We start from the raw sequence: 19,458 nt of genomic DNA on the forward strand, positions 1-19,458 counted from the left end.
GCCCCGGGCGTGGGCGAGGCATCAAGAGCAGGGCGAGGTTCCGCGTGCTGAGCCGCGACGACACGATCCTGATGACCGGCGCGACGGGCTTTCTCGGCTCGTGGATCATCGCGCGGCTGGCGGACAAGGGCGTGAAAGTCGTCGCCACCGACATCAGCACCGATCACCGCCGACTGAATATGCTGCGCCCCGGACTGGCGCGGGGGGCTGTCGACTTCCGGACCTGCGATGTCACCGATGGTGCCGCACTCGAGGCGCTGGTTGCCGAGACACGGCCCACTGCGATCATTCACCTCGCCGCATTGCAGATCCCGCAATGCCGGAGCCATCCCGCGCTGGCCGCGGCAATCAATGTCGGCGGACATGTCAATGTCTTCGAGGCGGCACGAAAGTCCGGCATCGACCGCGTGATCTATACCAGTTCGATCGCCGCCAAGCCGCGTGGACCGGCACAGGCGCCCTCGAACCTCTATGGCGTTTTCAAGAAGACCGACGAGGAAATCGCGCGGATCTACTGGCAGGACCACGGGCTGTCGAGCCTCGGGCTGCGGCCCTATATCGTCTATGGCGTCGGCCGTGACGATGGCGAGACATCGGCCATCACCCGCGCCATCGAGGCGGCAGCCCTTGGCCGGGACTACGAGTTGCCGTTCCGGACCCGCAGCAGTTTTCAATACGCCGGCGACGTGGCCGAGGTCTTTGCCATCGCGGCCGGTCGCCCGTGGCAGGGGGCGCTGCTGTCCGACGTCTCAGACACGGTCCAGTCCACCGACGAGGTGCTGGAGGCGATCCGGGTCGCGGTTCCCGAATCCCGTGTCAGCGGTGCGGAGGTCGAACGGATATCGCCCGATTCAGGCTTTGACACCGCGGCGCTGCGGGAGGTGATCGGCCACTGGCAGGAGACCCCGCTGGTCGACGGCATCCGCGAAACGGTCGCCCTGTTTCGCGAGATCGCTGCACGCGCGGGCGGCGCGGTTGCCGGCTGAGGCGCTCTCGGGACGGGCAGGATCGGCAGCGCCTGCGACGGTCACAGGATTCCGCGGGCGATGTGTTCGATCTGGCGTGCGACGCCCAGCAGACGCGGCCCGAGATCGCCTTCCAGCCGCGCGGTGGTGACGATTGATCGCAGGCCCCCGACGTTGATCGCATAGACGGGGCGGCCGTCCGCGCGACGGATGACGGCCCCGGCAGAATGGGCCTCGGAAATCCAGTCGCCGCCGCTCAGGCCATATCCGCGCTCCTTTGCGGCAGCTATCGCGGCCAGCGTCTTGGCCTCGATACCGGACCACGCCTCGCCATAGGATTCCCTGGCCCGGTCAAGCAGCGCTTCGCATTCCTCCTCGGGCAAGGCCGCCAGATAGGCCCGGCCCATGCCGGTGGTCGCGACGGGAATTCGCGAGCCAACGCCCAGTCGCACCGCCATCGATCCCGGGGTCCGGCAGGCCTCTACATAGATGAATTCGACGCCGTGCGGGACACCGAGATAGACCGAGGCGTCCGCGTAATCGGCCAGTTCCTGCATATAGGGCCGGGCAATGTCGCGGATATCCATCTGCGCCATGACATCATAGCCAAGCGTCAGAACCCCCGGCCCGAGCGAATAGCGGCCAATGTCGGCGTCATAGTTCAGATAGCCAAGTTCGCTGAGTGTGAAGGTCATCCGCGACACGGTTGCCTTGGGAAGATTGACACGCTGCGCGATCTCGGCATTGCCGATCGGTCGATTGTCGGGACCGAAAGCCTTCAGAACCGACAGCCCCCGGACAAGCGCCGTGTTCATCCGGTAGTCCTTGTCGCCGCTCCCCTCGGGCTGCGCGTCTTTTCGTTTTGCCAAGAATGAGTCCTCTTTCGTCATCTCGTCTGCACAAAATGATCTTATCCGCGCGCATCCACAAGCACCGCGGCGGTCTTGCCGTGCAAAGACCCGCAGAGATCCCGCCTTGTCGCACCGGTCTGTCCAGGTTCCTGTTGCCGAGTGCGATCACCGAAACGGATCGCGCCTGACAAACCGACCCGATACATCATCGCGACCATAGTCAATGGCAGCGCGCGGCCGTTCGGGGCCGATACCCACGGACAGGCATTGTGCTAATCTGTCTGAATGATCACTCCGAAAACCTATGATTTTCGCCCTGCGACACTGGATGATCTCGGTTTGCTGCAGGCGTGGCAAGCCCATCCGCATGTGCGCGAGTGGTGGGACTCGGATGAGCCGTATGATCGGGAAAGAATGTGCGATCCTCGTGTATCGCGATGGATTGTCTCGATCGATGAACACCCCTTTGCCTTCATGCAGGACTACACGGTTCATGGCTGGGAAGTTCATCATTTTGCCAACCTTCCCGAGGGATCGCGGGGCATCGATCAATACATCGGAGACCCCGAAATGGTCGGTGTTGGGCACGGATCGGCGTTTATCGGTGCAAGAATGCAGGCTCTGTTTGACGAGGGTGCCCCCGTGATCGCGACCGATCCTCATCCTGACAACAAGCGGGCGATTGCGGTTTACCGTAAACTGGGTTTTGAGCCGTCTGGACCGCCCCAGAAGACCCAGTGGGGCCTGATCTTGCCAATGCTGGCCCGGCGGTAATCGAGGCGTGGCAAACGGCGGCTTCGTCCTGCATTCTTGAGGCTGCTTTTTTCCGTCGATGCGCGCCCTTCGCTGCAACGACGCCCGACAGCAAAGCCGGTCGGCGCGACCCCGAAGCGCTTGGCGGGATTCACGAGGATTTACGTTCCGGGCGATCAATCCATGCCTCTGTCCCAGACACCCTGTCCGGATCCCTGATGGAAATCGCCACTTCGACGTCCAGACCCGCCAGCGCGCCGTTTGCACCAGCAAAGCTCCCCGCGACCGGGACCACCTGGCGAATGTCGCGCGCGACCGAAACCGGTATCAGGTTCTTGCCCCCGACGCTTCGGTTTGTGGGATCAAAAGCAATCCAGCCGGCACCGGGAACGAAGATCTCGACCCAGGCGTGGGTCGAACCGGGGCCTCCGGATCCGATGAGGGCATTGCCGGGATCGAACAGATAGCCCGACACGATGCGGGCACCGAACCCCAGCACCCGCACCGCCTCGGCCAGCAGGACCGCAAAATCGCGGCACGTTCCCCATCCCCGGTCGAGGGTTTCGAGGGGCGCCTGCGTGCCCTCGCTCTCGCGGCTCTGATAGGAAATCTGGGCGGACACGCCGTTGCTGATATCTGTCAGCAAAGACAACGTATCGGTCGGGCGCGCGGCCACAAATCCTTCGATCCATAGGGAAAAACGGCCGCCAGGGTCGTCGTGCTGCGGCACGGTCAGCGCCCCCAGATCGACCCATTCGTCGTTCGCATATAGAAACGGATATTCGATGGCCGAGGCCGATATCGCAAAGACCGGCCAGAGCGGTGCGCTCAACTCGATTTGCGAGCTGCTCTTGATGACAAGGTGGTCCGTCTGGCTGTCGAACGTGGCGGTCGCAATGGCATTGCCGGCGGCATCATGCGCCCAGGTGACGGAAGCCTCGGGCTCGATGGACAGGGCGTGCGAGACAAGTCGGAGATCGCGTGTTTCGCGCGGGCGCAGCATCAGCCTGTGCGGCCCGAGGGAAACCTCGTGCCAATAGCGGTAGGTCGTGGTGTGCGCCGTATAGATAGAGACCAAACGGAAATCCTGTTCAGCATGAAATAGAGGGAATCAGCATCTGCAACCCGTCACCGGCGTCGCGCGGCCCCCTGGCTTACCGAGACACCATTGCGCCATGCGTTCGACCCCTTGCAGCGCCGACAGATCCGCTCGCCAAACCCTTCGCTCCAGAAAACGGTGCAACAGCGCAGGCAGTGTCGCTCCTGCGGCACGTCCTTTCGGGCTTCGGCCTGCGACGGCTCCTGGTCGGCGCGTGCGGTCATGGATTTAAGCCCCGGGATTTGAGCAGGCGCGCGAGATCGCCAAGCGCACACTGGATGAATTGCTGTCGTCTTGCGTCCTGGGCTTCCGTTGTTTCGGCATAGCGGCAGATCAGATACCACGCCTTTGTCGCCGCCTCTTGCCAGTCGGCGGCAGGCTCTGCGAGAAGCTGCGCTTCCAGTTCCTCTTGCCGCTTGCGAAGCGCTTCCTGATGGTCTTCGAGATCCCTCTGAAATTGCCGTCGGGAAGCGGCTGCAATCTTGCTTTCGCTCGTGCGCCGCGCGTCGAGGTCGACCGGATCATCGGTCATGTCAGTGACCTCGCTGCCGTCATCACACTGTCACCGATCGTGTGGAACCATCCGTCCCGACCACAGCCCGCGCAGTCCGGTCCGCGATCTGGCAGAACTCGGCAAACGCGAATGTCCAGCCTTGACCCAGCCGCGCGAGGTGACTTCGATCACGCCCGTCCATCGCACCCGACGCGTGCCAGTCAGCGGCGCGCAGGCAGCAGCCGGGCGGACACGATCCGGGTCCGATGTCGTACGCGCCCGCTGGGCGCGTCTGGTCGAGACCCGGTTGAGGGACGGACCGGGGGAAAACCGCAATGGTTTTTCCGGTAAGTTCTTCCATCGCACAGTCCTTTTCCGTGCTGGTGTCAATTATCGGTGACCCCTTTGCAGAAAGGGAGCGTCCATCCGGCTCTTTTCTCAAGTTTTCTTGGAATCCGGCGCAGCCTTTTTGGTGTCAGCCCCGGACACCTTGGACTCATCCGGTTTTTTCGCCGCGTCGACAGGCTTGGGGGTCGGCGCATCCGCCGCACCAGAAGTAAGGTCTTTGAAAGACATTCATTTGATCCTTTGATTTCCGCCGTTATTTCCGCGCCGGGATAAGGCCACGGATCTATTGGCGGTTATTGGTTATATGGGCATCAGGGGCCCGATTTTCTATGCAGCGGTGTTGAAGACAGATCTGAAACGGCGCATCCGCACAGGTCGACCAGTGCATTTTGCCACTGTGTTCCGGTTGAAGCCCCGCCACTTGCAAACCCGGCGGAGCTTCGTTTTTTGCGTCCTTCGTTCTGGAGTAGAGTCTGGGAGTCAGTCGCGTTCAATCTTGCCGATATTGCAGGGGCGGCTTTGTCGCCCCTGTCGTTATTAGGATGCGTCGAGGTCGAGCGCCGCGATGCAGGCCTGCGCCAGATCCCGGTTCGGGGCCTCCGAGCCCGGGATCGTTGCCCAACCCGCCGCCATAACGGCATCGCGCCGCTGATAGCTCGATGCCTTATTGATCGTCGCAAGGTGCGCCGCGCGTTCAGGATCCGTCCGCGCGATGTCGGCACAGACCGGGACGAGCGCCGAAATGACATCGTCATGGGCCATGACGTTGGCCATCTTGTTCGCGCTTCCACCCGTCATCCAGCCGCCCCAAGAGAATCCGACGATCCCCACAACAACCGCGCCAATCAGCGCACCAACGATACCGGGTTTCAGCCATTCGGGAGTGGTCATCTTTAGTCCTTTCGCGGAGAAAGCGCCGCGTCGCTGCACTTGCGATTTTCGGCGAGTTCCCGGTCATGGCCGAGTGCCACTTCCAGGTCTCGCTCTTCTATCGGACGCATTGAGGTTCGCCCGCTCTTGCCATGAACCGCCAGATAAGTTGCGGTTCGTCGAAATGCCTCGAAACTTGGACCCAGAAGAGGTTCTTCCTCGACGAGCAATTCATAGTCACCAGCGGGAAGGACCTCTGCGAAGCCCGGCAGGGCGAACGCGTTGGAAAAGGTCACAATGGATCTGGTGGACCGGACGTCAGCCCCTGATTTCATTGATTTTCCTTGCATTCTAGTAGTCAGCGTTGCCGAAGTGCGCGACGATATTCCGCCACGACAACAGGTTTTGATGTTTTTACACCAATCCCAAGCGATCCATACTGACCGATGTTAGCACGGAGCCAATTTCGGGAAATTTGCCTGTAACCGGGCCGCTGCCGGCCATCGCCGACCGGGAAGACGTGACGCGCCCGAGGTTAACATGGGTCAGCGCAAGGTGGCGGCCGAACCCGTAGAGTCGCGGCAATATCGAAACGCTTGGTCCTGCTCTTTGACATTGGCCGCATCCCGCGCGGCGATGTTTCGCCGCCCCAAAGCCGTAGACGACGCAAGCGAAGGAGGTGACGATGGCCGAACTTGAAGTTCTCCACCCACATGGGCGTGAGTTCGATCTTTTCCTGTACGCGTCGGTCGGCGAGGACCGGAACGGATATGGCGTGACGGTTCTCTCGGCACTTGCCAGACTGGGTCTTGACCCATGGAAGGAGGCGGCCGATCTTTCCGCGCTTGGACAGGCGGACGCATGTGCAAGGTTGGAGACACAGCTTTCGGCGTTCAATGATGTGCCAACGCTTGCCAGAAACCACACTCTGGTCGCCGAGAAACTCACCAGATTGCTGCCCCAGCCTCTGACGCGCCGCGCATCAATGCTGACGGGGCCGGCAAAGTTCAAGGCGCCGGCAATACCGATCTGGTGGATCTTTGCAGCGCTCATCGTCCTTCTGGTACTGGCGCGGTTCTATGGCCTTGCAAACCCGGGTTGAGGTTGGCGGGCCTGGATCCGATCCGGCCCGCGTTCCCCAGGAACCCTGTCTCCTGAAGTGACTCCGAAAGACTGCCCAAGACGGCGGTCGCAACCCGAACCCTGGGTGCTCGACGGCTTCTGTGCTGGGGCGTTCACTCACGGCGAGAGCTTGCGCAACATAAGCGAGGCTTGCGAGGGAGGGGCCGGAACAATGCCGCCAACAAGTCGCGACGGTACACTTGGCGCGGTAACCCACGCGATGCTTGATGCGGCGTCCTGCCCGCTCGTCCGGGACCATTCGCCCTAGGGGGTCCGGTTCGGCCAGCGCTTTGCCAGCCGGCGGCATTTTCAGTTCAACAGCGGGCCGGTCTGATCCAGATACCCCGGATCAAAGACCGCAAGTTCGACCAGACCGCGATAGTCCTTGATCGTCACTTTGCCGTCCCGAAGCGTGACAAGCCCGTCTTCCCGCAACCTGCGGAGGACGCGATTGACATGTACCGCACTCAAACCCAGCGCATCCGCGATGTGATGCTGCGTCAGCGGACAGCTGTACTCCGCCTTGGTCCCCAACCCCACCAGCACCAGCCTGGCGCCGAGTTCCAGCAGGAAATGCGCCATGCGCACGTCGGTATCGCGCCGCCCGAGACCGACGAGATGTTCGACCACCATCGCCTCGTCCCGCGACGCCGCCCACAGGATCGCCGCCCCCAGCCGCGGTGTCTGCGCAAACATCTCGTGAATATCGCGCATCAAAACCTCGGCCGCGACAATCTCGGTGACCGGCTCGAAGCTGTGGTCCGACGTGCGCAACAGAACGCTTCGCATCCCGAGGAAATCCCCCGGGATCTGGAAATCGACGATCTGCCGCGACCCGTCAGGCTGGATCTTGTAGGAACAGACCCAGCCCTCGGCCAGGAAATAGGCCGCCCGCTCGGTTTGTCCCTGATGCACAAGAGCCTGCCCCGCGGGGAAAAGCCTGCGGCGCTGATGCAGCCGTTCCAGTGCCTCCAACTCCCTGTCCGACAAGGCGATGAAGGCGGACAATTTCCGGGTCAGCGCGCTGCCTACGATGGCGTTCATTGTCCCGTTCCCAACCTTTGGAGGATTAACGAATGAGTCGGCACACAAACTGCTCTCGATCAGTCCATCCTACCCTACTTCCTGCGAGGATGTGGGCGTTCATCAGGCGCTGAATGTCCTGACCTGCAGTACATAGACAAGGACGACCCAAAATGCCCGAACATACAGATATCTCCGGAATGGCCGCTCTCACGATCTGCGAGGCGCTCATGCTTGCCATGAACGACTACAAGATCCTGCCCGAGCGCGAGATCCTGGGGATCCTTCGCGATGCCGCGGACTCCCACGAAAGTGCCACCGGTTCCGAGGCTGAAAGGGCGAAACACCAAGCCGTCGCCGCCCTGATCAACCGGATCATTGCCGGCGGCAACTCGGTTCGCCGGAGGTAACGGCGTCTCGCAGGCGCGTGCGGCTGCGCCATGACACGGCAGCGGCGCGAGGATCCCCAAGGCCGTCGGATACAGGCACCACATAGGCGATTATCGCCCGGACCCATCGAAATTCCAACGTTTCAAAGGCATCGGACAGACCGTCAAAGAGAAAATATTCTTTGATGGCCATTGCCGTTGCGCGCACCAATCGCCACCTGCTGTTGATTGGCACTCCGGCTGACGGAGTGCCAAGTCAATCCGTGACATTGCTACCATTACTTGAAATACTCGAAAGGGAGCGTTTCCGTGCCGTTTACCCCACTCCAAGACCGGGTTCTGGTTCGTCGCATCGAAGGCGATGAAAAAACCGCAGGCGGGCTGATCATTCCCGATACCGCAAAAGAAAAGCCCCAAGAGGGTGAAGTCGTCGCGATCGGCGCCGGAGCCCGCGACGAGGATGGCGAGCGTATCGCCATGGACGTCAAGGCCGGCGACAAGATCCTGTTCGGCAAATGGTCCGGCTCCGAGATCAAGCTCGACGGCGAAGACCTCCTCATCATGAAAGAGAGTGACATCCTCGGCATCATGGCCTGACCCCGACCACCTACGCCGAAAATTCTCTTTCAGGAGCACTCCTCATGTCTGCAAAAGATGTCAAGTTCAGTACCGACGCCCGCGACCGCATGCTGAAAGGCATCAACACCCTTGCCAATGCCGTCAAGATCACCCTCGGCCCCAAGGGGCGCAATGTCATCCTCGACAAGTCCTACGGTGCGCCCCGCATCACCAAGGATGGCGTGACCGTCGCCAAGGAAATCGAACTTTCGGACCCGTTCGAGAACATGGGCGCGCAGATGCTCCGCGAAGTTGCCTCGCGCACCAATGACGAGGCCGGTGACGGCACGACGACTGCGACGGTTCTGGCGCAGGCGATCGTCAAGGAGGGCATGAAGGCGGTGGCCGCCGGCATGAATCCGATGGATCTGAAACGCGGCATCGACAAGGCCGTCATGGCCGTGGTTGCCGAAATCAAGGGCATGTCGCGCCCGGTCGGCGACAGCGACGAGATCGCCAAGGTCGGCGCAATCTCGGCCAACGGCGAAACCGCCATCGGCCGTCAGATCGCCGATGCGATGGCCAAGGTCGGCAACGAGGGTGTCATCACCGTCGAGGAAAACAAGGGACTGGAGACCGAGACCGAAGTGGTCGAAGGCATGCAGTTCGACCGCGGCTATCTCAGCCCCTACTTCATCACCAACCCGACCAAGATGGTGGTCGAGCTGGAAGACTGCGTGATCCTGCTCCACGAGAAGAAGCTCTCGTCGCTGCAAGCCCTGGTGCCGCTGCTGGAGGCGGTCATTCAGGCCGACAAGCAGCTTCTGATCGTCGCCGAGGACATCGAGGGCGAGGCGCTTGCCACGCTCGTCGTCAACAAGCTGCGCGGCGGCCTGAAGGTTGCGGCCGTAAAGGCACCGGGATTTGGCGATCGCCGCAAGGCGATGCTGGAAGACCTGGCAATCCTGACGGGCGGTCAGCTGATCTCGGCCGAGCTTGGGACCAAGCTCGAAAAGGTCACTCTCGACATGCTCGGCACCGCGAAGAAGGTGGCGATCACCAAGGACGATACCACGATCATCGACGGTGCGGGCGACAAGGCCGCGATCGCAGCGCGGGTTTCCCAGATCCGCGCCCAGATCGAGGATACGACGTCGGACTATGACAAGGAGAAGCTGCAGGAGCGTCTGGCCAAGCTGGCCGGCGGGATTGCCGTCATCCGGGTCGGTGGTGCCACCGAGATCGAGGTGAAGGAACGCAAGGACCGGGTTGACGACGCCCTGAACGCCACCCGCGCAGCGGTTGAGGAAGGTGTGGTTCCGGGCGGCGGAGCGGCGCTTGTGCACGCCGGCAAGATCCTTGTGGGCATGAAGGGTGACAATTCCGACCAGGACGCCGGGATCAAGATCGTGCGCCGCGCCGTTCAGGCCCCGATCCGCCAGATTGCCGAAAATGCCGGTGTCGACGGTTCGGTCGTCGCAGGCAAGGTCATGGAAAGCGCCAGCACCTCCTTCGGCTTCGACGCGCAGTCCGAAGAATATGGCGACATGCTGAAGGCGGGCATCATCGATCCGACCAAGGTGGTGCGGATCGCGCTCGAAGATGCCGCATCGGTCGCAGGCTTGCTGATCACCACAGAGGCGATGATCGCCGACAAGCCCCAGAAGCCGAGTGCCAGCGGCGGCATGTCTGATATGGATGCAATGGGCGGCATGATGTAACGCTGCAAAAGGCCCATCGGTCCGACTGATCTGAACCGATGGGCCTTCGCAGACCGGTCGCTCGACCCCATTTATCTCCCATAGTCACAAGCAACCCATTCCGAGAGGAAATCAGATGTCAAAAGGCGACAAGACCCGCGGCAACCGCGAAGTGAAAAAGCCCAAGAAGACCAAGGAAAAGGTCGTTGCGACGGCCGACTTTTCCAAGGGCAAGACGCCCGTAAGTATCGGCGAAGGAAAGAAGAAATAGCTCTGCCGCGACCTGGCTCTGCTGTACGAAACGTGTGACGGTCGGACCTCGGCGGCGACACAGGGTGCTGACGTCGAGGGCTGTCCGGTCCAGGAACGGAAAGCCGCAACAGGCTTTCTAGCTGACCCGTTTGCCATTTCCGTCCGGCCCCGCGCGCCGACGTCTAGCTGGCAACCAACGCCGACAGATCCTTTGACGCCTGCCTCAGATTCTCAAGATAACTCAGCGCGCGTGCCACGTCGAACCGTTGGTTCGGGGCGTGACACGACAGCGTCGCCATCAGCCGGCCGTTCTGGTCGAGGATCGGCACCGCGATGGCAATCATCCCCTCCATGAACTCTTCGCGGTCAAGCGCGAAGCCCTGCCGCCGGATGGTGGCGATTTCCTCCAGAAGGATCGCCGGATCGGTGATCGTATTGGGGGTCCGCGGCGCAAGCTCGACCGCCTCCAGATAGCGCTGCACCTGCGCGCCGCGCAGCGAACTCAGGTACATCTTGCCGCCGGCGGTGCAGAAGATCGGCACCCGCGTGCCAACCGGCAACTGGATGCGCAGCGGCCACTCTGTCTCCACCCGCTCCAGATAAACCATCGCATCGCCGTCCGGCAGGGAAACGTTGCAGGTCTCGCCGATGTCGTGGCTCAGCCGGGTCAGGATCGCGATCCGCGCGGTCTGGATCCGTTGCGACGACAGGATGCCGCCGGCGACCGCTCGTAACCGGGCGCCGGGCGAATAGCTCCGGCCATCGGGGTCGCGCTGCAGGAAACCCTCGATCTCCAGCGTTGAAAACAGCCGGTGGATCGTCGGCTTGGGAAGGCCGATGACGTGGTTGACCTCGGTTGGGGTAACGGGAACGCCCGCCTTGGCGATCTCTTCGATCACAAGAAGCAGCCGTAGGTTCGTCGGGATCGCTTCTGTCCTCTCCCCAGCCATGTCCTGCCTTCCTGTCCTTGCAACGATGCCATCCCCGACAGCGTCGATCCGGTGTTGCCAGGTGGTGGAAGGTATATCGCGGCCGGAAATGCGAGAGAATGCCGGATCACCCGTCGCGACATCTCGCTCGGCGGTCGTGGGTTGCGTTTCGCGATGTTCTCGGTGGCCCCAGCGCAGTTTTTCATTTTTGATACTTGCGTTCTCATTAATTACCAATTTATGCTCGACCCGGCAAGGAAGGCCGCTGCCTCTCCGGCACTCGCAGCCACAGGACCCGACAATGCCCGAGACTTCAGCAGACCGCGTGCGCATCTGTGCGGACTCTGCCGAAGGCGCCCGGACAGAAGGTTTTTCGGGCGAGAATGCTGCGCGGCAATTCAGGTCCGGGGGGTGCAACCCCGGACCGATCCCCGAAAGCGGACGGGCCGGACCTGCGACCCGCTTCAGAAAAGGAACCGCCCCGTGAAAATGACGACCGAAGAGGCCTTCGTCAAAACCCTGCAGCGGCACGGCATTCGCCACGCCTTCGGCATTATCGGATCGGCCATGATGCCGATCTCGGATCTCTTTCCCGCTGCCGGCATCACGTTCTGGGACTGTGCCCACGAAGGCTCTGCCGGCATGATGGCCGACGGCTACACCCGCGCCACCGGCAAGATGTCGATGATGATCGCCCAGAACGGACCCGGCATCACCAATTTCGTCACCGCCGTGAAGACCGCCTATTGGAACCACACGCCGCTGCTTCTGGTCACGCCGCAGGCGGCGAACAAGACCATCGGTCAGGGCGGTTTTCAGGAAGTCGAGCAGATGAAGCTGTTCGAGGACATGGTGGCCTATCAGGAGGAAGTGCGGGATCCGAGCCGGGTGGCCGAGGTGCTGGCACGCGTCATCGCCAAGGCCAAACTTGCCTCAGGACCCGCCCAGCTCAACATTCCGCGGGACATGTGGACCCAGATCGTCGACATCGAGATCCCCGACCCCATCGAATTCGAACGCAGCCCCGGCGGCGAGAACTCTGTCGCCGAAGCCGCCCGGATCCTGAGCGAGGCAAGGGCCCCGGTGATCCTGAACGGTGCCGGCGTCGTTTTGTCGAAGGGCGGCGTCGAGGCATCGAAGGCGCTGGCCGAACGGCTGACCGCCCCGGTCTGCGTCGGCTATCAGCACAACGACGCCTTCCCCGGACAGCACCCGCTTTTTGCCGGGCCGCTCGGCTACAACGGCTCGAAGGCCGGGATGGAACTGATCTCGCAGGCTGACGTGGTGTTGGCCCTCGGCACCCGGCTGAACCCGTTCTCGACCCTGCCGGGCTATGGCGTCGATTACTGGCCGAAGGACGCAAGGATCATCCAGGTCGACATCAACCCCGACCGGATCGGGCTGACCAAGAAGGTGTCGGTCGGCATCGTCGGCGATGCCGCCAAGGTTGCCCGCGGCATCCTCGCCCAGCTTTCCGACACGGCCGGCGACGCGGGGCGGGACGAGCGCAAAGCCCGCATTGCCCAGACCAAGTCGGCCTGGGCGCAGCAGCTTTCCTCGATGGACCATGAAGAGGACGATCCCGGCACCACATGGAACGCCCGCGCCCGCGCCGACAAGCCAGAGTGGATGTCGCCGCGCATGGCCTGGCGGGCAATCTCGGCTGTGTTGCCAGGCGATGCGATCATCTCGTCGGACATCGGCAACAACTGTGCCATCGGCAACGCCTATCCCAGCTTCAGCGCAACGCGGAAATACCTCGCCCCCGGCCTTTTCGGTCCCTGCGGCTATGGGCTTCCGGCGATTGTCGGCGCCAAGATCGGCTGCCCGGATACGCCGGTGGTGGGATTTTCGGGCGACGGCGCCTTAGGTATTGCGGTCAATGAACTGACGGCGATCGGCCGCAGCGAATGGCCAGCGGTCACCCAGATCGTCTTCCGCAACTACCAATGGGGGGCGGAAAAGCGGAACTCCACCCTGTGGTTTGACGATAATTTCGTCGGCACCGAACTGGACGAACAGGTTTCCTATGCCGGTATCGCAACGGCCTGTGGCCTCAAGGGCGTCGTTGCCCGCACCATGGAGGAACTGACCGCGGCCCTGACTCAGGCACTGGCGGATCAGGCTGCCGGCAAGACGACGCTGATCGAGGCGATGATCAACCAGGAACTCGGCGAGCCGTTCCGGCGGGACGCGATGAAGAAACCGGTGTCGGTTGCTGGCATCGATGCGGCCGGCATGATCGAGCAGACGGTCTGACCGGCGATGGCATCGTCCTTTCCCCCCGTATCCCCTGCGGCGCCCGGCACAGGCCGTGCCGGACAATTCCGGTTGCTGTTGCCCGGGGTCATGGTCGCCATTCTGGTCGCGCTGGCCGCGCAGTTCGTGGCCGAACATTATGGCGCCCCGGCCATGCTGATGGCGCTGCTCTTTGGCATCGCGCTGAACTTCCTGGGCGAATCCGGCCCCAGTGCCGGGGGCATCGCCTTTGCAGCCCGCAGCGTGCTGCGCTTTGGCGTAGCGATCCTTGGCGCGCGGATCAGCGCGGGGCAACTCGCCCACCTTGGCTGGGGGATGATCGCGTTGCTGATTTGTGCAATGGCCGCGACCATCCTGTTCGGCCTCTGGCTGGCCCGGCGGCTGGGCGAGGGGCCGCGCTTTGCGATCCTGACCGCTGGATCGGTCGCGATCTGCGGCGCCTCGGCCGCCATGGCAATCGCCGCCGTCCTGCCAAAGGACGACCGCTCGGAACGCAACCTTCTTTTCACGGTGCTGGGCGTCACGGTGCTCTCGACCATTGCGATGATCCTCTATCCCATCCTCACCAAGACGCTCGGCTTTGGCGACACCATGGCCGGCGCCTTCATCGGGGCGACCGTTCACGACGTCGCTCAGGTCGTCGGTGCCGGGTTCTCGATCTCGGACGCCGCGGGCGAGACCGCGACGCTGGTCAAGCTCATCCGGGTGTCGCTTCTGGCGCCGGTCGTGGTGCTGGTAGCACTCTGGTGGCGCGGCGAGGCGGGCGCGACCGGGGGCGCGCGCCCGCCGCTGATACCGGGGTTCGTCCTCGGCTTCCTTGTTCTTGCGGCGCTGAACTCGTTCGGACTGATCCCGGCGCCCATCGGGGTCTTTCTTGCCGCTCTGTCCCGCTGGGCGCTGCTGACAGCCATCGCCGCGGTCGGCATGAAGACCGACCTGCGCAACGTGCTTCAGGTCGGCGGCGGGGCGATTGCCCTCATCGTCGCCGAGACCCTGTTTCTCGCAATCATGGTTCTGACCGGGTTCCAGTTCTTGACCTTTGCCCCATAGGCACCCGGCACTTTGCCCCGGCAGGTCCGCGCGCCGGTGCCGCGTGGTCGACGCCGCCGGCAATGATCGCGCTTTGGATCTTCGTCCGCTGGGGACCGCACGAACAGAAACGGCACCGTCGAATGCGACGGTGCCGTTCTGACGATGCCGGGACGGGCCGCCTTAACGGGCGGTCCAGCCCATGTAGTCCTTGAGGTTGTCGGCCGTGATGAGCTCGGGCTCCAGCAGGACGGTATCCTGTTCGGGCTTCTCGCCCTCGAACATCTTGTAGGCCATGTCGAGCGCCATGCCCGCCATGACATAGGGATCCTGGCTGGCCGATGCCTTGATCAGCGAGCCGTCCGAGGCCAGCGCCGCCTCGATGTCCGGGGCCCCGTCCACAGCGGTGATGATGAACTCGTTGCGCTTGAGCTGCTTGGCGGCAAGCTCGGCGCCGATGCCGGTCGGATCGTTGATCGCGAAGACGCCGTCGATATGGTCGTAGCGGGTCAACAGGCCCTGCATCACGTCAAGCCCGCCATCGCGCGAACCCTGGCCGTTCTGGTCGTCGGACAGAAGATTGATGTCGGGGCTTGCGTCGAAGACCTCCTTGCAGCCCTGCACCCGGTCGAGGATCGAGGACGAGGCCGGGCCGTTGATGATGACCACGTCGCCCTTGCCGCCCAGATGATCGACGATGTACTGGCAGGCCTTGCGCCCCGCGGCCACGTTGTCGGTCATCACGGTCACGTCGGCGCCCGGTGCCGAGACGTCGAAGGCCGCGACCACGACACCGGCCTTGGTCGCCCGTGCCACGGCCGGGGCGATTGCCTTGGCGTCCACCGCGTTCAGCATGATGATGTCGGTACCGGCGGCGACAAAGCTGTCGATCTGGTTGACTTGCTTGTTCAGGTCGTAGTCGGCCGAAACCGAGGTGACCTTGACATCCGGGTTGATCTTCTTGGCGGCGTCTTCGATGCCCTTGATCGTGGCCACGAAGAACGGGTTGCCGAGCAGACCGACCGAGATGCCGACAGTCTTGAGCTCTTTGTCCTGCGCCTGGGCGCCGGACGCGAATGCAAGTGCAAGCGCGGCAGAGCCGAGAAGCAGTCTGGAGACGTTACGCATGGTTTTCCTCCCTTGTGCGTTTTTTCTGTGGAGATGGCGTCAGGTGTTCGAGCTGCCCTTCAGCCGGTAGCGATCGAGGGTCACGGCTGCGATGATGACGAGGCCCTTGATGATAAACTGCCAGATGTCCGAGACGCCGGTGAGGATCAGCCCGTTCGACAACACGGCGATGATCAGCGCGCCGATCAGCGTCCCCCAGATCGAGCCGACGCCGCCGACAAAGCTGGTGCCGCCGAGGATGACCGCGGCGATGGCGTCGAGTTCATAGGACTGGCCAAGCTGCAGCCCATTGGCGGCATAGAGCCTCGCGGCCGACATCACGCCGCCAAGCCCGGCGCAAAGCCCCGAGGTCGCATAGACGAACAGCAGCACTAGCCAGACCTTGATGCCCGTCAGGCGCGCCGCCTCGACATTGCCGCCGACGGCATAGATCCAGGTGCCAAGGATGGTGCGGCGCAGGATGAACCACGACAGCAGCACCACCGCGACCGCAATGATGGCAAGCCAGGGCACGCCGAAGAGGCCGCCGTTGCCGATCGCCTCGAACGGCAGGTCGGGGTTGAAGACGGTGGTGTCCTGCCCCATCAGGCGCGCCACCCCGCGCACCGCGGTCAGCGACCCCAGCGTGACGATGAAGGGTGGTAGGCCAAGTGCTGCGATAAGCCCGCCGTTCGCCAGCCCGAAGGCCAGCCCGATCGCCAGGCCCGCGACCACGCCCAGCACCCCGCCCATCGGGGATGTCGACAAAATCACCGCGCCCATGGCCGCGGCGGCAAGGATCGAACCGACGGAAAGGTCGATGCCGCCGGTGAGGATGACAAAGGTCATGCCGGCGGCAAGCACGATGTTGATCGAGGCCTGCTGCATCACGATCGACAGGTTCGTCGAGGTGATGAACTTGCCGGTCAGCATGTGGAATCCGATTGCCAGAAGGATCAGGACCGGCAGCATCCCGAGGGCGAAAAAGCGGGATTTCATCCGGTCGCGCGCGGCGATCTTCTGACTCGAGGCTGCAGCATCGCTCATGCGGACGCTCCTTGGTTGGTCTGTTGCTGGGCCATGCCCCGGGGCATGACATCTGCGGAGGTGGCCAGCGCCATGATGGCCTCCTGGGTGATCGGCCGGTCGGGGCCGTGGCTGACGGTGCCGACGATGGCGCCATCGCGCATCACCAGCACCCGGTCGGCCATTCCGACAATCTCGGGCAGTTCGCTCGAGATCATCACGACCGCAAGGCCCTCGCCCGCAAGCCGGTCGATCAGGCGATAGATCTCGGATTTCGCGCCGACATCGACACCGCGGGTCGGCTCGTCAAGCAGCAGCACGCGTGGCCGGAGTTCCAGCAGGCGCGCCAGCAGCACCTTCTGCTGGTTGCCGCCCGACAGCGCGCCGACCTTGAGCGCGACGCCCGGTGTCCGAATGTCGAGCGACTTCACCGCGGCTTCCGCCCGGTGCCGGGTGGCAGCCAGATTGCGCACGCCGCCGCGGGACGAATCCTCGCCCATCACGCAAATCCCGATATTGTCCGAGATCGCCATGTCGAGGAACAGGCCAAGGATCTTCCTGTCCTCGGTCAGATAGACGATGCCGTTGCGCAGCGCGTCGACCGGCTTTTTCGGCGTCACGTCCTGGCCGTCGACAAGAACCTTGCCCGAGACGGCCGGATCGGCGCCATAGATCAGCCGCGCCAGTTCGGTCCGGCCCGACCCCACCAGCCCCGCAATTCCCAGCACCTCGCCCTCGTGCACCTCGAAGCTGCAGTCGTGAACCCGCTTGCGGTCGGACATGTGCTCGACCTTCAGCATCTGGCGGCGGGTCGGGTCGGGCTCCTTGTGGTTCTTCTTGTAGAACGAACTGATGTCACGGCCGACCATCATGTTGATCAGCCGCGCCTCGCTGATCTCGGAGCGCTCCAGCGAGCCGATGTAGTTGCCGTCGCGCAGCACCGAGCAGCGGTCGGCCAGCGCATAGACCTCGTTCATCCGATGCGAGATATAAAGGATCGCGATGCCGTCGGATTTGAGCGCCGCGATCACCTCGAACAGCTTTTCGACCTCGTGGCTCGACAGCGATGTCGTGGGTTCGTCCATGACGATGATCCGCGAGTTCCCGGCCATCGCCCGGGCGATCTCGACCAGTTGCCGCTCGCCAAGGGACAGGCCCGCGACCTTTGCATCGGGCGAGAAGTTGACGCCAAGCCGGTCGAGCACGGCCGCAGTGCGCCGGCGCGCCTCGGCCCGGTCGACCATCCAGCCGCGGGCGATCTCCTCGCCCAGAAACACGTTCTCGGCCACCGACAAGTTCGGGGCAAGCGAGAGTTCCTGATAGATCACCGCGATGCCGCGGGCACGCGCCTCCTTCGGGTTGCCGTGGGCCAGCTTCACGCCGTTCACCAGCACGTCGCCACCGGGATCGGGCGAATAGGCACCCGACAGGATCTTCATCAGGGTCGATTTGCCGGCCCCGTTCTCGCCCATCAGGGCATGAACTTCGCCCGCGTGGGCAACCAGCGACACGCCTTGCAGCGCCCGGACCGGCCCGAAGGTCTTCGAGATCCCGCGCATCTCCAATGCGGGCGGGGCGGCGGCCCCTGCGGTCGCACGCGTGGATTGCTCAGCCATCCTTCCTCCCTTTCAGATCTGCGACGATGACCTCGACACCGGCGTCCTCGAGCATGCGCACATGGCGGTCGGACAGCCCCGCATCGGTCACCAGCCGGTCCACCTTGTCAAAGCCCAGCGCCACGGTGGGCGGGCGCGCGTCGAACTTGTGGCTGTCGACCAGCACGATGGTTTCGGTGGCAATCGCCCCCATTTCCCTTGTGTGGCGCACCAGCAGCGGATTGGCCTCCAGCAGGCCGCGGTCGCTGACGCCCAGCGCCCCGACGAAGAACTGCGCGGCGAAATAGTTGCGCTGGCGTACGTTGGGATCGAACAGGATCCCCGGCTCGCGATAGAGATCGCCGCCGCCGACGGTCAGCTGGCAGGTGCCGTGTTCCGAAAGATAGGCCGCCAGCGGCATGGAATTGGTAATGACCCGGATGTTGCGGTTCGCCACATGGCGGCCAAAATGAAAACAGGTCGAGCCGCCGTGCACGAGAATGATGCTGCCGTCGCGCACCAGCGCCGCGGCGGCCTCGGCGATCGCCTGCTTTTCGAGGACATGGATATCGCGATTCTCGACAAAGGGCTGGGCGAGCGAGCGCGCCATTCCGTCGCCATAGCCAAGCGAGGCGACGCCACCATGCACTTTCTTGACCCGTCCGGCCGCATCCATCTTGTCGATGTTGCGACGGATCGTTGCCGCCGAGACACCGATCTCGTCCTGAAGCTCGCGGACGGTCATGAATGGTCTGTGCTCCAGCAGGTCAACAATGACCTCCTGGCGATCGCGCTCTCGCATGACTCGTTACTCCTCCTTCAGGAAGTTTGATCAGGTTCGATCAGCCATGCAAGAATTAACGCAAAGCTGCGACCGATTGGCCAATTCACGGGATAGTTTGGCAAGGATCGGTCAAATCTGTCAAAAAATTATCTGCGAATGATCATAATGGATCAGGTCCTTGCAGACACAACGGGCGGCATCCGGCGTGCCGCGATGCCGGGGCTGCCAGCGCGCGCCGATGATCTGCCCGCCGTCTGAATGGTCGCCCGGTACCACACCTGCACGCCAAAGCGCGCGCCGAATTGT

At 63.1% G+C, this 19,458-nt stretch carries 21 protein-coding genes; 9 read left to right on the forward strand and 12 right to left on the reverse strand.

What is annotated here, in order from left to right:
* Positions 1–44 precede the first annotated feature (44 nt).
* On the forward strand, positions 45–986 hold the full coding sequence (locus DQG17_RS17900; RefSeq protein WP_116134242.1) for an NAD(P)-dependent oxidoreductase: 942 nt from the start codon (positions 45–47) through the stop codon (positions 984–986).
* A gap of 41 nt (positions 987–1,027) precedes the next feature.
* Here DQG17_RS17900 and DQG17_RS17905 read toward each other — a convergent pair whose 3' ends face one another.
* Positions 1,028–1,834 (reverse strand): IclR family transcriptional regulator, encoded by an 807-nt coding sequence (locus tag DQG17_RS17905; protein ID WP_198666187.1) that lies wholly within the window; start codon positions 1,832–1,834, stop codon positions 1,028–1,030.
* A 267-nt stretch (positions 1,835–2,101) separates the two neighbouring features.
* Between DQG17_RS17905 and DQG17_RS17910 the strand changes: the two genes are divergently transcribed.
* A complete protein-coding gene (locus tag DQG17_RS17910; RefSeq protein ID WP_116134244.1) occupies positions 2,102–2,590 on the forward strand; it encodes a GNAT family N-acetyltransferase in 489 nt (162 codons plus the stop codon).
* A 130-nt stretch (positions 2,591–2,720) separates the two neighbouring features.
* Here the strand turns inward: DQG17_RS17910 and DQG17_RS17915 are convergent, their stop codons facing one another.
* The 5 genes from DQG17_RS17915 to DQG17_RS17930 all read right to left on the reverse strand — a co-directional run bounded on the left by DQG17_RS17915 (position 2,721) and on the right by DQG17_RS17930 (position 5,714).
* On the reverse strand, positions 2,721–3,647 hold the full coding sequence (locus tag DQG17_RS17915) for a transglutaminase family protein (protein ID WP_116134245.1): 927 nt from the start codon (positions 3,645–3,647) through the stop codon (positions 2,721–2,723).
* A 241-nt stretch (positions 3,648–3,888) separates the two neighbouring features.
* Positions 3,889–4,200, reverse strand: coding sequence for a hypothetical protein (locus tag DQG17_RS17920; RefSeq protein ID WP_116134246.1), 312 nt, complete (start codon positions 4,198–4,200; stop codon positions 3,889–3,891).
* Between the two features lie 399 nt (positions 4,201–4,599).
* Entirely contained in the window at positions 4,600–4,737 is a 138-nt protein-coding gene (locus DQG17_RS21730; protein ID WP_157973657.1) for a hypothetical protein, read from the reverse strand.
* 309 nt (positions 4,738–5,046) lie between these two features.
* Entirely contained in the window at positions 5,047–5,400 is a 354-nt protein-coding gene (locus tag DQG17_RS17925) for a hypothetical protein (RefSeq protein ID WP_116134247.1), read from the reverse strand.
* Between the two features lie 2 nt (positions 5,401–5,402).
* Positions 5,403–5,714, reverse strand: coding sequence for a hypothetical protein (locus tag DQG17_RS17930; RefSeq protein WP_116134248.1), 312 nt, complete (start codon positions 5,712–5,714; stop codon positions 5,403–5,405).
* A gap of 350 nt (positions 5,715–6,064) precedes the next feature.
* Between DQG17_RS17930 and DQG17_RS17935 the strand changes: the two genes are divergently transcribed.
* The gene (locus DQG17_RS17935; protein ID WP_116134249.1) at positions 6,065–6,481 is read left to right on the forward strand and encodes a hypothetical protein; all 417 of its coding nucleotides are present in this window, start codon (positions 6,065–6,067) and stop codon (positions 6,479–6,481) included.
* A 329-nt stretch (positions 6,482–6,810) separates the two neighbouring features.
* On the opposite strand, the gene DQG17_RS17940 is transcribed toward DQG17_RS17935, so the two are convergent.
* Complete coding sequence (locus tag DQG17_RS17940) at positions 6,811–7,545, reverse strand: Crp/Fnr family transcriptional regulator (RefSeq protein ID WP_116134250.1); 735 nt, start codon at positions 7,543–7,545, stop codon at positions 6,811–6,813.
* Between the two features lie 152 nt (positions 7,546–7,697).
* Between DQG17_RS17940 and DQG17_RS17945 the strand changes: the two genes are divergently transcribed.
* The 4 genes from DQG17_RS17945 to DQG17_RS22080 all read left to right on the forward strand — a co-directional run bounded on the left by DQG17_RS17945 (position 7,698) and on the right by DQG17_RS22080 (position 10,442).
* On the forward strand, positions 7,698–7,934 hold the full coding sequence (locus tag DQG17_RS17945) for a hypothetical protein (RefSeq protein WP_116134251.1): 237 nt from the start codon (positions 7,698–7,700) through the stop codon (positions 7,932–7,934).
* Between the two features lie 288 nt (positions 7,935–8,222).
* Positions 8,223–8,510, forward strand: a complete 288-nt coding sequence (gene groES / locus DQG17_RS17950) for a co-chaperone GroES (protein ID WP_116134252.1) — start codon at positions 8,223–8,225, stop codon at positions 8,508–8,510.
* Between the two features lie 44 nt (positions 8,511–8,554).
* Positions 8,555–10,192, forward strand: coding sequence for a chaperonin GroEL (gene groL, locus DQG17_RS17955; protein ID WP_116134253.1), 1,638 nt, complete (start codon positions 8,555–8,557; stop codon positions 10,190–10,192).
* A 115-nt stretch (positions 10,193–10,307) separates the two neighbouring features.
* Entirely contained in the window at positions 10,308–10,442 is a 135-nt protein-coding gene (locus DQG17_RS22080) for a hypothetical protein (RefSeq protein WP_116134254.1), read from the forward strand.
* Positions 10,443–10,605: 163 nt separating this feature from the next.
* Here DQG17_RS22080 and DQG17_RS17965 read toward each other — a convergent pair whose 3' ends face one another.
* Positions 10,606–11,373 carry an IclR family transcriptional regulator gene (locus DQG17_RS17965; RefSeq protein ID WP_116134255.1) on the reverse strand — a complete coding sequence of 256 codons (768 nt, stop codon included), beginning with the start codon at positions 11,371–11,373 and terminating at the stop codon, positions 10,606–10,608.
* Positions 11,374–11,835: 462 nt separating this feature from the next.
* Here DQG17_RS17965 and xsc point away from each other — a divergent pair, with 462 nt between their 5' ends.
* Together xsc and DQG17_RS17975 are read left to right on the forward strand one after the other, a co-directional pair.
* Positions 11,836–13,611, forward strand: coding sequence for a sulfoacetaldehyde acetyltransferase (xsc, locus tag DQG17_RS17970; protein ID WP_116134256.1), 1,776 nt, complete (start codon positions 11,836–11,838; stop codon positions 13,609–13,611).
* 90 nt (positions 13,612–13,701) lie between these two features.
* A complete protein-coding gene (locus DQG17_RS17975; protein ID WP_232829504.1) occupies positions 13,702–14,661 on the forward strand; it encodes a YeiH family protein in 960 nt (319 codons plus the stop codon).
* A 162-nt stretch (positions 14,662–14,823) separates the two neighbouring features.
* Here the strand turns inward: DQG17_RS17975 and DQG17_RS17980 are convergent, their stop codons facing one another.
* The 4 genes from DQG17_RS17980 to DQG17_RS17995 are packed head-to-tail and all read right to left on the reverse strand — an operon-like array spanning position 14,824 to position 19,170.
* Positions 14,824–15,768, reverse strand: coding sequence for an ABC transporter substrate-binding protein (locus DQG17_RS17980; RefSeq protein ID WP_116134258.1), 945 nt, complete (start codon positions 15,766–15,768; stop codon positions 14,824–14,826).
* Between the two features lie 39 nt (positions 15,769–15,807).
* Entirely contained in the window at positions 15,808–16,794 is a 987-nt protein-coding gene (locus DQG17_RS17985; RefSeq protein WP_116134259.1) for a ribose ABC transporter permease, read from the reverse strand.
* A complete protein-coding gene (locus tag DQG17_RS17990; RefSeq protein WP_116134260.1) occupies positions 16,791–18,389 on the reverse strand; it encodes a sugar ABC transporter ATP-binding protein in 1,599 nt (532 codons plus the stop codon). Before DQG17_RS17990 ends, DQG17_RS17985 begins: the two co-directional genes overlap by 4 nt.
* Complete coding sequence (locus DQG17_RS17995; protein ID WP_116134261.1) at positions 18,382–19,170, reverse strand: DeoR/GlpR family DNA-binding transcription regulator; 789 nt, start codon at positions 19,168–19,170, stop codon at positions 18,382–18,384. Before DQG17_RS17995 ends, DQG17_RS17990 begins: the two co-directional genes overlap by 8 nt.
* Positions 19,171–19,458: the final 288 nt, after the last annotated feature.

The sequence above is a fragment of the Tropicimonas sp. IMCC34043 genome, assembly GCF_003390845.1.
Classification (GTDB): domain Bacteria; phylum Pseudomonadota; class Alphaproteobacteria; order Rhodobacterales; family Rhodobacteraceae; genus Tropicimonas.